This window comes from Nocardia sp. NPDC050413, assembly GCF_040655475.1.
Taxonomy (GTDB): domain Bacteria; phylum Actinomycetota; class Actinomycetes; order Mycobacteriales; family Mycobacteriaceae; genus Nocardia; species Nocardia coubleae.
In genome coordinates this window covers 158979-171520 of sequence record NZ_JBFAJZ010000004.1, presented here as the reverse complement: position 1 = coordinate 171520, position 12542 = coordinate 158979, and the positions used below count along the sequence as shown (strand labels likewise).

The following is a 12542-nucleotide window of genomic DNA, read 5'->3' as shown; positions in this document are numbered from 1 at the left end:
GCACCCCGTCGGTGCGGGCCACAGCAGGGTCAGCGGGCGAGTTCGTAGCCCGCCTCGTCGACGGCGGCGGCCACCTCGGCCTCGGACACCTCGTTCGCGCTGTCGACGCGCACGAGTCCGCTGGCCAGGTCGACGTCGACGCCGGTGACACCGTCGATCTTGCCGATCTCCTGCTTGACCGAGCTCACGCAGTGTCCGCAGGTCATCCCCGTGACGGTGTAAGTGGTGGTGGCCATGGCCGACTCCTTCGCTCGAATATACGGTCCCGGGGTATGCCCCCGACACGAACGAACATACCCCCCATGGGTACTGAGCGCAAGCCCTGGGTTCGTCCATCACGGATACCCACCGACCGGTCGGCCGTTTCGGCACACATACTCGTCGGTACTACCGGTTACGCTTGGTGATCGTGCTGTCAGTTGTGCCCAGCCCGGTCGTCGTGCGCGCTCCTTCGAAGGTGAATCTGCATCTCGGAGTCGGTGATCTGCGCGCCGACGGGTACCACGACCTGACCACGGTCTTCCAGGCATTATCCCTGTCCGACGACCTACGAATGGCCCCCGCCGCCTCGCTCACCGTCCGGGTGACAGGGGAGGGCGCGGCGCAGGTCCCCACCGACCGGACCAACCTCGTCTGGCAGGCCGCCGTCGCGCTGGCCCACCTGGCCGGGCGCGCGCCACTCGTGGAGATCGCCATCGCCAAGGGCATCCCGGTGGCCGGCGGCATGGCGGGCGGCAGCGCCGACGCGGCCGCCGCGCTCGTCGGGCTCAACGAATTGTGGGACCTGGGCCTCGGCCGCGACGAACTGGCCTCGGTCGCCGCCGAACTCGGCAGCGACGTGCCGTTCGCCCTGCACGGTGGTACCGCACTGGGCACCGGCCGCGGTGAACGGTTGCTGCCCGTGCTGTCGCGCAACACCTTTCACTGGGTACTCGCCCTCGCCAAGGACGGGCTGTCCACCCCGTCGGTCTTCCGCGAACTCGACCGTCTGCGCGAGGAAGGCGACCCGCCCCGCCTCGGCGACCCGCAGAAACTCCTGCAGGCCCTGGCCGCGGGCGACCCGCACGCCCTCGCCCCGCTGCTCGGCAACGACTTGCAGGCAGCCGCCCTCTCCCTGAAACCGGAACTGCGCCGCACCCTGCGCGCCGGGGTAGGAGCCGGTGCGCTGGCCGGACTGGTGTCGGGGTCCGGGCCGACCTGTGCGTTCCTGTGCGAGACGGAGGAAGCGGCCATCGCGGTGGCCGCCGAACTGGCCGGTGCGGGCGTGTGCCGCAGCGTGCGCACCGCGAGCGGCCCGGTCCCCGGCGCACGGGTGCTCGACCACGAGCCGCAGGCCAAGCACTGACCGCCGTCACCGAGCTGCCGCGGGCGGCTGGCGCCGCATCCTCTACGATTCGTACCAATAGATCTCGCAAGAACATGGGTAACTCATCGGGGACGGGCTAACTGGCCCCGCGTTCCGCCTGTCGGCCGCCGGCGCGCCGTGCCCCCGCACCTATGTCTGGCTTGAATTCGCGGAGAGGCGGAAATGTCGAACCTGATCAACCTCGAACAAGTCTCCAAGAGCTTCGGCATCAAGCCGCTGTTGGACGACGTCTCCCTCGGCATCCACGCCGGGGAACGAATCGGGGTGGTCGGTCTCAACGGTGGCGGTAAGACCACGCTGCTCGAGGTGCTGACGGGTCTCGAACCGCCCGACAGCGGCCGGGTGAGCCGGGTCGGTGGGCTGCGGATGGCCGTGGTCACCCAGCGCGGTGTGTTGCCTGAGGGAGCGACGATCGGGTCGGTCGTGCTCGCGGGACTGTCCGACGACCTGTCGACCGTCGACATCGCCGAACACGAGTGGGCCGCCGACGCGCGCATCCGCACGGTGCTCGAGGGCATCGGCATCGCCGACCTCGGCCTCGACACCCCGGTCACCAACCTGTCCGGTGGGGAACGCCGCCGCGTCGCGCTGGCCGCCGCCCTCGTGCGCGACCTCGACCTGCTGGTGCTCGACGAGCCGACCAACCACCTCGACATCGAGGGTGTGCAGTGGCTGGCACAGCACCTGATCGCCCGTCGTACCGCGCTGGTGGTCGTCACCCACGATCGCTGGTTCCTCGACACCGTCGCCACCCGCACCTGGGAGGTCGTCGGCGGCAAAGTGGAGACCTACGAGGGCGGCTACGGCGACTGGATCTACGCCCGCGCCGAACGCGCCCGCCAGGCCGACGCCTCCGAGGCGCGCCGCGCCAACCTGGCCCGTAAGGAACTGGCCTGGCTGCGCCGGGGCGCCAAGGCCCGCACCTCCAAGCCGCGCTACCGCGTCGAGGCCGCCGAGGCGCTGATCGCCGATGTGCCACCGCCGCGCGACTCCGTCTCGCTGGCCGCCTTCGCCCGAAAACGCCTCGGGCGCGTGGTGATCGAGCTCGAAGACGCCACCCTCACCACCCCCGACGGCCGCGAGCTGGTCAGCGACCTCACCTGGCGGCTCGCGCCCGGCGAACGGGTCGGTCTCGTCGGCGTGAACGGTTCGGGCAAGACGACGCTGCTGCGTGCCCTGGCCGGCGACGCGGAACCGGCCTCGGGTAAACGGATCCAGGGTCAGACCGTGCAGATCGGCTGGCTGCGTCAGGAACTCGACGACCTGCCCACCGATATGCGTGTGCTGGAGGCCGTGCAGCAGATCGCGCAGCGAATCATGCTGGGCGACAAGGAGATCTCGGCCGGTCAGCTCGCCGAGCGGCTCGGGTTCACCCCCGCCCGTCAGCGCACCCCGGTCGGTGACCTCTCCGGTGGTGAACGCCGTCGCCTGCAGCTCACCCGCATCCTGATGGCCGAACCGAACGTGCTGCTGCTCGACGAGCCCACCAACGACCTCGATATCGACACCCTGCAGCAGCTCGAGGACCTGCTCGACAACTGGGCGGGCACCCTCGTGGTCATCAGTCACGACCGCTACCTGGTCGAACGCATCTGTGACTCCACCTGGGCCCTGTTCGGCGACGGCAAGCTCACCAACCTGCCCGGCGGGATCGACCAGTACCTCACCCGCCGCGCCGCGCAGACCGACGCCGCCAAGCCGATCAACACCAAGTCGACCGCCACGTCGACGGATTCGGCCGACCGCCGTGCCGCGCGCAAGGAGCTCTCGCGCCTGGAACGTTCCATCGCCAAGCTCGACGAGCGCGAGCAGAAACTCCACACCGCCCTCGCCGACGCCGCCACCGACCCGGACAAACTCGTCAAGCTCAACACCGAGCTCAAAGAGGTCGTCGCGGAAAAGGAAGCGGCGGAAGAGCGCTGGATGGAACTGGCCGAGCTGGCGGAGAGCTAGGTTGCTGTCTCTCGCCCGTCGTTGATCACGACCGGTAAACAGGTCTGGACGAAGTCGGCGCCGAACTCGGTGAGCACGATGCTGCGGTAGCTCACCTTGGTGCCGAAACTGGCGCGCTTCAACGCCTCTCGCACCTGTTCCTGTGCCTCGATGAGCTGGTAGCGGCTCGGGTTGCCCACCGGCTCACGGGTGGACTCGATGAGCCCGAGCCTGCGCAGGTTCGGCAGGTACTGCGGCACCCGGTTCGGAAAGCGCAGGCCCGCATGCTCACCGAGCATGGTGAGCCCGCTGATGAGGCGCTCGCCGCCGAACGCCCGCTGACGTCCGGTGCGCACGTCGATCGACGGCTGCGGTCCGTCCACGTGCAGAAACCGCAGGATGCGCGCCTCGTCGGGGGTGATCTCGGCGAGGATGCCCGGGTAGGCCGGGTGCGAATCCGGTGCCACCGCATGGGTGCTCGCCGACAGGCGGAGCAGTTCGGCGCCCTGTTCGCGCAGCGTCGGCATGCCCGGACCACCGTGCTGTTCCCCGCTCTGGGGAAGGCCGAGGGCGTTGCGCAGCCGGTCGCGTACTTCGGTCTGCGCGTCGGCGAGTACCTCGGCCGGCGGTGCGCCCGCGATACTGCCGCGCAGCACCGTGACCGTGACACCGAGGGCGGTGTCGAGGGTCCACATCGTCATCCCCGACGCGGCGGTGATCGCCACGCGCGCGACACCGGTCGCCGCGCGGGCGGTGCGCACCGGTGATACCGGGAGCACACCGCGGCGGGCATCGGGCGACGGCACCGACCGTCGCACCAGTTCGGTGGACGGAGGTCCGTCGTCTACATCCATGTCGTCGCTACTCCTGTTCCGAAGACCAGGATGTGAGCGTATCCGGCAATGAGCCCGAGCGCGCCGCCATGGACGAAAAGCAACCATTCGTCCTGTTTGATCGCCGAACGCAGCATGTCCACGAAGTCGTGCGGCGAAAGCGCGGACATTTGCCGGGCGATGAATTCGTTGACCTGGCGGCCCTGCTGGACATTGAACGCGGGGTCGGCGAAGGCCATGGGCGCGATTGTCATGGCCTCGGCGGTGAGGGTGGACTGCAGCGAGTCGTATTCGCGGCTGCCGAGCATGAACTTCACCGCGGGCCGGGCCGGGCCGAGGGCGCGGTCGGCGGCCGGGCGCAGCGTGTCCTCGAGCATCTGCAGGGTGCGGTCCGAGCGCGGGCCGTTGAGCAGTTCGTCACCGATGTTGGCGACGGTGAGCACCTCGGTCGACACCAAAGCCGCGTAGCCGGAAGTGATTTCGGGCTGACGCTTGATGAGCAGACCCTGCCGCCACGGGCACCACCACTTGGGTTCGGCGGGCGCGAAGATCATGTTCAGACCCACCCAGTTCACCACCCAGCCGATCACGATGCCGCCGAGCGGCAGCACGATCAGGGGCGAGAGCGAAGTGGTGTGCAGTGCCAGTACGAGCAGCAGGCCGCAGGGCGCACCGAAATAGAAACCGAAATTCTGCATGAACCGGAGTTCTTTGGCGCCGAGCACCTGGAACAACTGGTTGAGCAATTGCGGGCGTGCCTGGAAATAGCGGATCACCATCTGCTTCACATCGAGCAGTTGATCGATATTGGTGCCGAGTTCGATGGTGAGTTCGCGCAGGATCTCCGGCAGTTGCGAGCGCACCCGCTGGTGGATCATCTCCCGGACCTGGGTTGGCAGGTTGTACCAGAGCTGCGGATGCTCACGGCGCAGGATCACCTCGACGATGTCGCGAATCTGCGCGTCGGCCACCTCGGCCAGGTGCTCCGCGAGTTTGTCGGGTTCGAGTTCGCGGTAGAAGTCGGAGACGCTGCCCAGTTTCGACAGGCCCTTGTCGACCGCGATGCTCGCCATTTTGTCGGCACGCGAGGGGACGATGCCCTGCCAGCCGATGCGGCCGTCGTAACTCAGCAGTGGCAGCACCTGAATTCGCTTGGGCAGGTAGGGAAACACCGTGCGCAGGCCGGGCAGCTTGACGCCGTGGAACTCGAGCGGCCGGAACAGCATGAGAATGCCGGTCCAGTTGGTGATGTAACCGATGACGCCTGTGAACAACGGGATGGTCAGAATTTCGAGCAGGAGCGTCGGATGTATACCGAACACACTTTCCAGCACTTACGACACCCTCCTGCCGATACCCGGTGACCACCGCCTTCACCGGCGTTCAAAAAACTAGCACCCCCGCAGCGAGGTGACCCTACTGTGAGGTACGGAACCGGGTCCATTCGCCGTGTTCCAGGCCACAGGGTAGTGTCTGAGACATCAGTCACAGAACCTGTCGCGGATGCCGCACTCGGCCCACCGAGTCGGAACAATGACCATCACCACATTTCGTAACAGGCCACAATCGAGGCGCGGACAGGGGCGCGCGGTAGATCGCACTGTGCCTGGAGCGTGGTCGGGCAATAATCTGGTGGGCGATCGTTGTCCACGGCGAGACTTCGGAGTAGGACGTTGACAGACGACAGGACCGGACAGGACCTGGCCCGTGCCGGTACCCGCGCCGTCGAGCGCAGCTCGGATGTCGAGCAGCGACAGATCAGTAACGAAGCCCGCCTGATCCGCGGGGTGTTCCGGGCGGCCGGACTGGCCGCGGGCACCGCCGTGCGCGGCAGCCAGTGGGCCGTCGGCACCACCTACGAGGTCACCAAGGAGCTGGCGCAGGCCGCGCTCGACGGTGAGTCGTCCGCCGATATCGCCGAGCGCACCGGCAACGCGCTGCGCTCGATCGCCCGCAGTGCCCTCGGCGTCACCGAGGGGTCGGTGCGCGAGATCGTCAGCTATGTGCCGACCACCAACGGTTCGGGCCAGCAGTCCCTCGCGGTCGGCCCGTATTTGCGCTCCACCACCACTGAGGAGCTGCGCCGCCGCGGCGATGCGCTGCTGGCCCGTTCGGCCGATGTGTACTTCACCGAGGACGTGCACCCCGCCTACGACCGCATCCTCGACGAGATCGCCCCCGACGAGGCCCGCATCCTGCGGTTCATGGCCCTCAACGGTCCCCAGCCCGCCGTCGACGTGCGGACCAACCGTCCGCTCGGCATCGGCTCGGAACTCGTGCAGGGCGACCTCACCTCCGTGCCCGAACAGGCAGGCGTGCGCTATCCCGACCGGGCCCGTTCCTACCTCATCAACCTCAACCGTCTCGGTCTCACCCTCACCTCCGACGACCCGGTGGTGCTGAGCCGCTACATGGTGCTCGAGGTGCAGCCGGTGGTCGAGGAGGCGCTCAAGAAGGCCGGGCGCGCGCCGAAGATCGTGCGCAAGAGCCTTCGCCTCTCGGAATTCGGCGAGGACTTCTGCCGCACCTGCTTCACCATCGGCTAGCCCAGACAGTCCGCGCCCGAGCGGGCGCAGGTCACACTCCGGTTTCGACAGGGGTAGCGATCGGGTACAGATCCGCCTCGCGTGGGCCATCCGGTGGGATCGTGGAGGCATGGAGCAAGGGCCCGGGTCTGTGAACGCGCGCGTCGAGGAGGTCGATGTGCGTCGTGAACGCTCAGGGCCGCTGTTACCCGGGGCGGAGGAGCCGTTGGTCGCCGGGCACGGGACGGACAGTGTGATCGCCGACGACGAACAGCCCGCCGCCGCGCCGCCCGAGCAACCGAAGCCGCGCCCACCCGAGCACCCCGACGACGTCACCGCGATCAGCAGGCTCAAATTCCGCTATCTGCGCACGCTGGACACCAAGTCCTGGGACGAGTTCGCCGACACCCTCGTGCCCGAGGCCACGGCAACCTACAGCGAATACCTGCAGTTCGAGTCGCGCGAGGCCTTCCTCGCCTTCCTGCGCAACACCCTCGGCCCGCACGTCATCACCGAGCACCGGTGCGACCATCCCGAAATCGATGTCGACGGTGACACCGCCACCGGCACCTGGTATCTCGCCGACACCGTGCTCATCCCCGAACACAACATGTGCCTGCACGGCGCCGCGTTCTACACCGACCGCTACGTGCGCTGCGACGACGGTTACTGGCGCATCGCGCACACCGGCTACGAACGCACCTACGAGGTGGTCCTCTCGCTCAGCGACCTGCCGAGCCTGCGGCTCACCGCGAGCCGCTGGGGCATGATCTCCCAGGACGTCTCCCGAGTGGAACGCGAACCGGAGGAGTAACCGCCCTCCCGGCCCAGACAGCTAGTCGGCCGTGGCAACCAGCGGCTCGAGGGTGAGATCCGGGTGTTCCTTCTCGATGTACTGCAGCCGCCACTTGTCGCTGAACAGGGCGAGGATCGCGCCGTCGGTGCGGGTGAACACCTCGACTCCGCGCTGGCGGTCCAGTTCCGGCGCCGACTCGGCATCGGTGCGCCTGGCCAGGCTGTAGGCGAGGAAGTCGAGCTGGGTCTCGACATTGAACTCGGCCTGCATACGGGCGGTGACCACCTCGAACTGCATGGGCCCGACGGCGGCGAGCACGGGGGAGGCATCGCCGCGCGCGTCGTTGCGCAGCACCTGGACGACGCCCTCGGAATCGAGCTGGTCGATGGCCTTGCGGAACTGCTTGTACTTGCCGGCGCTCTGGGCGCGCAGCGTCGCGAAGTGCTCGGGCGCGAAGCTGGGGATCGGCGGGAACTCGACCTTCTTGTCCACGAACAGGGTGTGCCCCGGTGCCAGCGCGGTCGCGTTCACCAGGCCGACCACGTCGCCGGGGTAGGCGGTGTCGACGGTGGTGCGTTCGCGGCCGAACACCGTGAGCGCGTACTTGGTCGCGAAGGGGCGACCGGTCTGTGCATGCGTCACGACCATGCCGCGTTCGAACTCACCCGAGACGATGCGCATGAAGGCCAACCGGTCGCGGTGGGCCGTGTCCATGCCTGCCTGGACCTTGAACACCACCGCGCTGAACGGGTCACGGGTCTCGCGGGCTCTGCCGTTCACATCGGCGCGCGGACCGGGTGCCGGCGCCAGCGCGACGAGGGTCTCGAGCAGTTGGCGCACACCGAAATTCAGCATCGCCGAGGCGTAGATGACCGGCGAGGTCTGCCCGGCGAGGAACAGTTCCTGATCGTGGTCCTGCCCGGTGGCCGAGAGCAGTTCGCTCTCCTCGGCGGCGGTGGTCCACGCCTCACCCTCGCGTGCCTCGGCCTCGGCGGGCGTCAGCGATTCCTCGGGGGCGATCGTCGCGCCACCGGCGGTGCGGGTGAAGTGGATGTACTCGGTCGCCTCGCCCTCCGGGCCGCGGCGCAGCAGGCCGCGGAAGTCGCCCGCGATACCGACCGGGAGGAAGAGGGGAGTCGGGGTGAGGCCGATGCGCTCGCTGATCTCGTCGAGCAGTTCCAGCGGTGCCTGGCCCGGACGGTCCCACTTGTTGATGACCGTGATCACCGGGATGCCACGGTGCCGACACACCTGGAACAGCTTGAGCGTCTGCGGCTCGAGGCCCTTGGCGGCGTCGATCAGCATCACCGCGGCGTCGACAGCGGTGAGCACCCGGTAGGTGTCCTCGGAGAAATCGGAGTGACCGGGCGTATCGACGAGATTGATGACGCTGTCGACATCCGAACCGGCCGCGCGGTAATTGAACTGCAGCGCGGTCGAACTCACGGAGATACCGCGTGCCTTCTCCATTTCCATCCAGTCCGACACGGTCGACTTGCGACCGGCCTTACCGTGGATGGCGCCCGCCTCGGAAATCATCTTCGCGTGCAGCGCCAGCGCCTCGGTGAGCGTCGACTTACCCGCGTCGGGGTGCGAGATCACGGCGAACGTGCGGCGACGGGCCACCTCGGCGGGCAATCCGCGCGGGGTGGGGACGGCGCTCTCTCCGGACTCGGTCAACACAGAACCTCTCGCAGTGGTCGGCAACCAATCGAGTTTATTGGAGCGTCTACGTGCTCGAGGTCGCGGCCCCTCCTCGAGGTCGGGGCGTGGGGGCTGGGAGTTCGGAGCCGGAGCGGTTTCAGGTCGGCCGATCGGGTGCGGTATGGTGGTCGGGTTGTCTCGGCGAGGGTGAGTCGCACCCCGTGTGCTCACCGTGATCGACGCGGCTCGGCCTTCCGGTCGTCCTCGTTCGTTCTTCGTCCGACGAGCAGACCACCCGACCCCGGTAGATGGGTCGCCCTTGACCAGCCCGGAAGAGCCGTAGGAGCGCATCAGTCATGTCCGACGTGAACCAGATCGAAGCCGCCGTCCGTACCGAATTCGGTAAGGGCGCCGCTCGCCGTACCCGTCGCGACGGCAACGTGCCCGCCGTGCTGTACGGCCACCAGTCCGAGCCGCAGCACCTGTCGCTGGACGCCAAGGCCTTCGCCGCCATCCTGCGTCTGCACGGCACCAACGCCATCCTGAGCCTGAAGATCGACGGCAAGGAGCAGCTGGCGATGACCAAGTCGGTCGTCGTCCACCCGATCCGCCGCTACATCGAGCACGCCGACCTGCTGATCGTCAAGCGTGGCGAGCGCGTCGTCGCCGACGTCAACGTCGTCGTCACCGGCGATGCCGCCGCGGGCACCCTGGTCACCCAGGAACTCAACAACCTGTCGATCGAGGCCGACGCGATGAACCTGCCCGAGAGCATCGAGGTCTCGGTCGAGGGCGTCGAGGCGGGCACCCAGATCCAGGCCGGCGACATCGCGCTGCCCAAGGGCGTCACCCTGGCCGGCGAGCCGGAGATCCTGGTCGTCAACGTGATCCAGGCGCCGTCGGCCGCTCAGCTCGACGACGAGGGTGAAGGCACCGCCGCCGCGGGCGACACCCCCGAAGAGACCGAGTAAGACGCTCAACGGTTCGGCCGATGACCGAATCCTCCGGGCCCGCACTCGTGGTGGGGCTGGGTAACCCCGGCCCCGAATACGAGCGCACCCGCCACAATGTGGGCTTCCTGGTCGCCGACGTGCTCGCCGAGCGCGTCGGCGGCCGTTTTGCCGTGCACAAGAAGTCCGGCGCCGATCTGCTGCAGGCCCGCCTCGACGGCCGCCAGGTCCTCATCGCCAAACCGCGCACCTATATGAATCTGTCCGGGCGCCCGGTGGCGGCGCTGGCGAAGTTCTTCTCGGTGCCCGTCGATCAGGTGATCGTGGTGCACGACGAATTGGATCTGCCGTTCGGGACGATCCGGCTCAAGCAAGGCGGCGGCGAAGGCGGCCACAACGGCCTGCGGTCCATTTCCCAGGCCCTCACCACCAAGGACTACCTGCGCACCCGGATCGGCATCAGCCGCCCGCCCGGTCGGCAGGATCCCGCTGACTATGTGCTCAAGCCGTTCTCGGCCCCCGAGCGCAAAGAGGTGCCGGTGATCGTGGAGCAGGCTGCCGATGCGGTGGAGCTGTTGCTGAAGGCCGGTTTGGAAACCGCCCAGAACCAGCTGCACTAGCGAACTCTCGACAACGAGCCCTCCCCGGTTTTCGGGGAGGGCTCGTTGTGGTCAGCGGAGGTGGGCCGCCGTGGCTGTGCGGCGGAGCTTTCCCGAAGAGGTCTTCGGGAGGGCGCCGGGGCCCAGGATGGCTACGGTGCGGGGGCGGGCGCCCACCTCGGCGAAGACCTCGTGGACGATCTCACGTTCGATGCGCTTCACCTCGTCGGGAACCTGGTAGTCGTTGGATTCGACTACCACGGCGAAGCTTTCGCGTTTCTCGCCCGCGTCGAGGCGCACAGCCACGGCATTGCCGGGGCGAACTCCCTGGACGCGCAGGGCGGCGCGTTCGATGTCGGTGGGGTAGATGTTGCGGCCGCCCATGATGATGACGTCCTTCATGCGGCCGCACACCACGATGAGGCCGTCATCGGTGAAGTAGCCGATGTCGCCGGTGTCGAGCCAGCCGTCGGCGTCCTGGGCGGGACGGAAACCGTCGACGGTGACGTAGCCCGAAGTGACGGCGGGGCCACGCAATTCGATCACGCCCACCGAGCGCACCGGCAGCGGCTGACGCTCGTCGTCGACCACTCGGCCCTCGAGATCGTCGACCAGGTGACCGAGGGTCGGCAGTTTGCGCGGCGTGCCGTGATGACCGTCCTCGGCGACGGGCACCGCCTTGCCGACGGCCTCGAGCAGATCCGCGTCGACGATATCGAGCACCATGCCGTGACCGGGATCGGGAATCGACACGGCGAGGGTGGTTTCGGCCATACCGTAGACGGGGGTGAGGGCAGACGGGTTGAGGCCGAACTGTTTTCCGGCCTCGGCCAGGGCCGTCATGGTGTCGGGGTCGACCGGTTCGGCGCCGTTCCACATGTAGCGCACGCTCGACAAGTCCATGCTGCCTGGTTCGGCCTGCCGCAGCCGGCGCGCCAGCAGTGAATACGCGAAGTTCGGTGCGGCCGTGACGGTCCCGCGATACTTGGCGATGAGTTCGGCCCACAGCAGCGGCCTGGCCAGGAAGTCGAGCGGCGTCACACACACCACTTCGGCGCCGAACTGCATGGGCACACTGAGGAATCCGACCATGCCCATGTCGTGGAACAGCGGCAACCAGCTGACCATCACGTCGTCGTCGGTCTGGAACTTGACGCGATTGAACATCGCGTAGGCGTTGACGTAGAAGTTGCCGTGGGTGATGCGCACGGCCTTCGGCGAGCCCGTCGACCCGGAGGTCAGCTGCTGCAGGGCGATATCGGCCTCGGTGGTCGGCACCGGATCGGAGTCGACGCCCTCGGCCAGGTCCGCCACCCGGACCACGGTGATCCCGCGCTCCCGCAGCACCGGTTCGGCGGCGGCGAACGGCTCGCCGAGCACGACGGCCTTCGCCTCGATCATGTTCAGGACGGTCTCGGTGTCGCGTACCCAGACCGCGAGGTCGGTGCGTGGCGTCGGCTGGTGCAGCATCGTGATCGAGGCGCCACGCATCCAGATCCCTTGGCACACAGGGGCGATGTCGACCGGCAGCCCGGCGAGCACACCCACGGCATCGCCGTGCCCGATCCCGGCGGCCGCGAGACCGCCCGCCATCCGCCGCGCCTGGCGATGGATTTCCCCCCAGGTCTGCCGAAGCGGTGCCTCGGGTTCTCCGGTGACCAGCCCACGCGGGCTGGACAGCGCTGTGGCAAACATTTCGTCGGTGAACCTGCTCAACGTCGGACTCCCTTTACGCCAACGATCGGTTACGGCCGTGCTCCCAACAAGATCCCGCCCCGTGATTCCGGTGTTAACCCCAATTGCCCCCGGCACCCCTGTGTGAACACGATAGCCGCTGCCTCCGACTGCTCTGGCCACACCGGGGCAATTGCCTGCCGGAGGCAGCGGGCCGAACGCG

General features: G+C 68.0%; 11 protein-coding genes. 6 read left to right on the top strand and 5 right to left on the bottom strand.

Annotated elements, in window-relative coordinates:
- Window positions 1-29 precede the first annotated feature (29 nt).
- Window positions 30-236 (bottom strand): cation transporter, encoded by a 207-nt coding sequence (locus AB0I19_RS13140; RefSeq protein WP_357148093.1) that lies wholly within the window; start codon window positions 234-236, stop codon window positions 30-32.
- Between the two features lie 173 nt (window positions 237-409).
- Between AB0I19_RS13140 and AB0I19_RS13135 the strand changes: the two genes are divergently transcribed.
- Both AB0I19_RS13135 and AB0I19_RS13130 read left to right on the top strand, forming a co-directional pair.
- Window positions 410-1345: a 4-(cytidine 5'-diphospho)-2-C-methyl-D-erythritol kinase gene (locus AB0I19_RS13135; RefSeq protein WP_357148091.1), complete on the top strand. Its 936-nt coding sequence runs from the start codon at window positions 410-412 to the stop codon at window positions 1343-1345.
- Window positions 1346-1528: 183 nt separating this feature from the next.
- Entirely contained in the window at window positions 1529-3319 is a 1791-nt protein-coding gene (locus tag AB0I19_RS13130; RefSeq protein ID WP_357148088.1) for an ABC-F family ATP-binding cassette domain-containing protein, read from the top strand.
- On the opposite strand, the gene AB0I19_RS13125 is transcribed toward AB0I19_RS13130, so the two are convergent.
- Both AB0I19_RS13125 and AB0I19_RS13120 read right to left on the bottom strand, forming a co-directional pair.
- Window positions 3316-4152 carry an Abi-alpha family protein gene (locus AB0I19_RS13125; protein ID WP_067637936.1) on the bottom strand — a complete coding sequence of 279 codons (837 nt, stop codon included), beginning with the start codon at window positions 4150-4152 and terminating at the stop codon, window positions 3316-3318. The genes AB0I19_RS13130 and AB0I19_RS13125 overlap by 4 nt on opposite strands.
- A complete protein-coding gene (locus tag AB0I19_RS13120) occupies window positions 4143-5465 on the bottom strand; it encodes a hypothetical protein (protein WP_357148085.1) in 1323 nt (440 codons plus the stop codon). Before AB0I19_RS13120 ends, AB0I19_RS13125 begins: the two co-directional genes overlap by 10 nt.
- A 339-nt stretch (window positions 5466-5804) precedes the next feature.
- Here AB0I19_RS13120 and AB0I19_RS13115 point away from each other — a divergent pair, with 339 nt between their 5' ends.
- Complete coding sequence (locus tag AB0I19_RS13115) at window positions 5805-6677, top strand: Abi-alpha family protein (protein ID WP_084456787.1); 873 nt, start codon at window positions 5805-5807, stop codon at window positions 6675-6677.
- A 232-nt stretch (window positions 6678-6909) separates the two neighbouring features.
- A complete protein-coding gene (locus AB0I19_RS13110) occupies window positions 6910-7470 on the top strand; it encodes a nuclear transport factor 2 family protein (RefSeq protein WP_341805455.1) in 561 nt (186 codons plus the stop codon).
- Between the two features lie 21 nt (window positions 7471-7491).
- Here AB0I19_RS13110 and AB0I19_RS13105 read toward each other — a convergent pair whose 3' ends face one another.
- Window positions 7492-9132, bottom strand: coding sequence for a peptide chain release factor 3 (locus AB0I19_RS13105; protein WP_357148082.1), 1641 nt, complete (start codon window positions 9130-9132; stop codon window positions 7492-7494).
- A gap of 320 nt (window positions 9133-9452) precedes the next feature.
- On the opposite strand from AB0I19_RS13105, the gene AB0I19_RS13100 reads away from it, so the two are divergent.
- Window positions 9453-10067: a 50S ribosomal protein L25/general stress protein Ctc gene (locus AB0I19_RS13100; RefSeq protein WP_357148080.1), complete on the top strand. Its 615-nt coding sequence runs from the start codon at window positions 9453-9455 to the stop codon at window positions 10065-10067.
- A 20-nt stretch (window positions 10068-10087) separates the two neighbouring features.
- Window positions 10088-10666 carry an aminoacyl-tRNA hydrolase gene (gene pth, locus AB0I19_RS13095; protein ID WP_067485516.1) on the top strand — a complete coding sequence of 193 codons (579 nt, stop codon included), beginning with the start codon at window positions 10088-10090 and terminating at the stop codon, window positions 10664-10666.
- 51 nt (window positions 10667-10717) lie between these two features.
- On the opposite strand, the gene AB0I19_RS13090 is transcribed toward pth, so the two are convergent.
- On the bottom strand, window positions 10718-12361 hold the full coding sequence (locus AB0I19_RS13090; RefSeq protein WP_357148076.1) for a fatty acyl-AMP ligase: 1644 nt from the start codon (window positions 12359-12361) through the stop codon (window positions 10718-10720).
- Window positions 12362-12542 lie beyond the last annotated feature (181 nt).

Bases quoted from the DNA above. Each gene is read 5' to 3' on its own strand.
- AB0I19_RS13140 (WP_357148093.1), bottom strand. From the start codon at position 236: ATGGCCACCACCACTTACACCGTCACGGGGATGACCTGCGGACACTGC.
- AB0I19_RS13130 (WP_357148088.1), top strand. From the start codon at position 1,529: ATGTCGAACCTGATCAACCTCGAACAAGTCTCCAAGAGCTTCGGCATC.
- AB0I19_RS13125 (WP_067637936.1), bottom strand. From the start codon at position 4,152: ATGGATGTAGACGACGGACCTCCGTCCACCGAACTGGTGCGACGGTCG.
- AB0I19_RS13100 (WP_357148080.1), top strand. From the start codon at position 9,453: ATGTCCGACGTGAACCAGATCGAAGCCGCCGTCCGTACCGAATTCGGT.
- pth (WP_067485516.1), top strand. From the start codon at position 10,088: ATGACCGAATCCTCCGGGCCCGCACTCGTGGTGGGGCTGGGTAACCCC.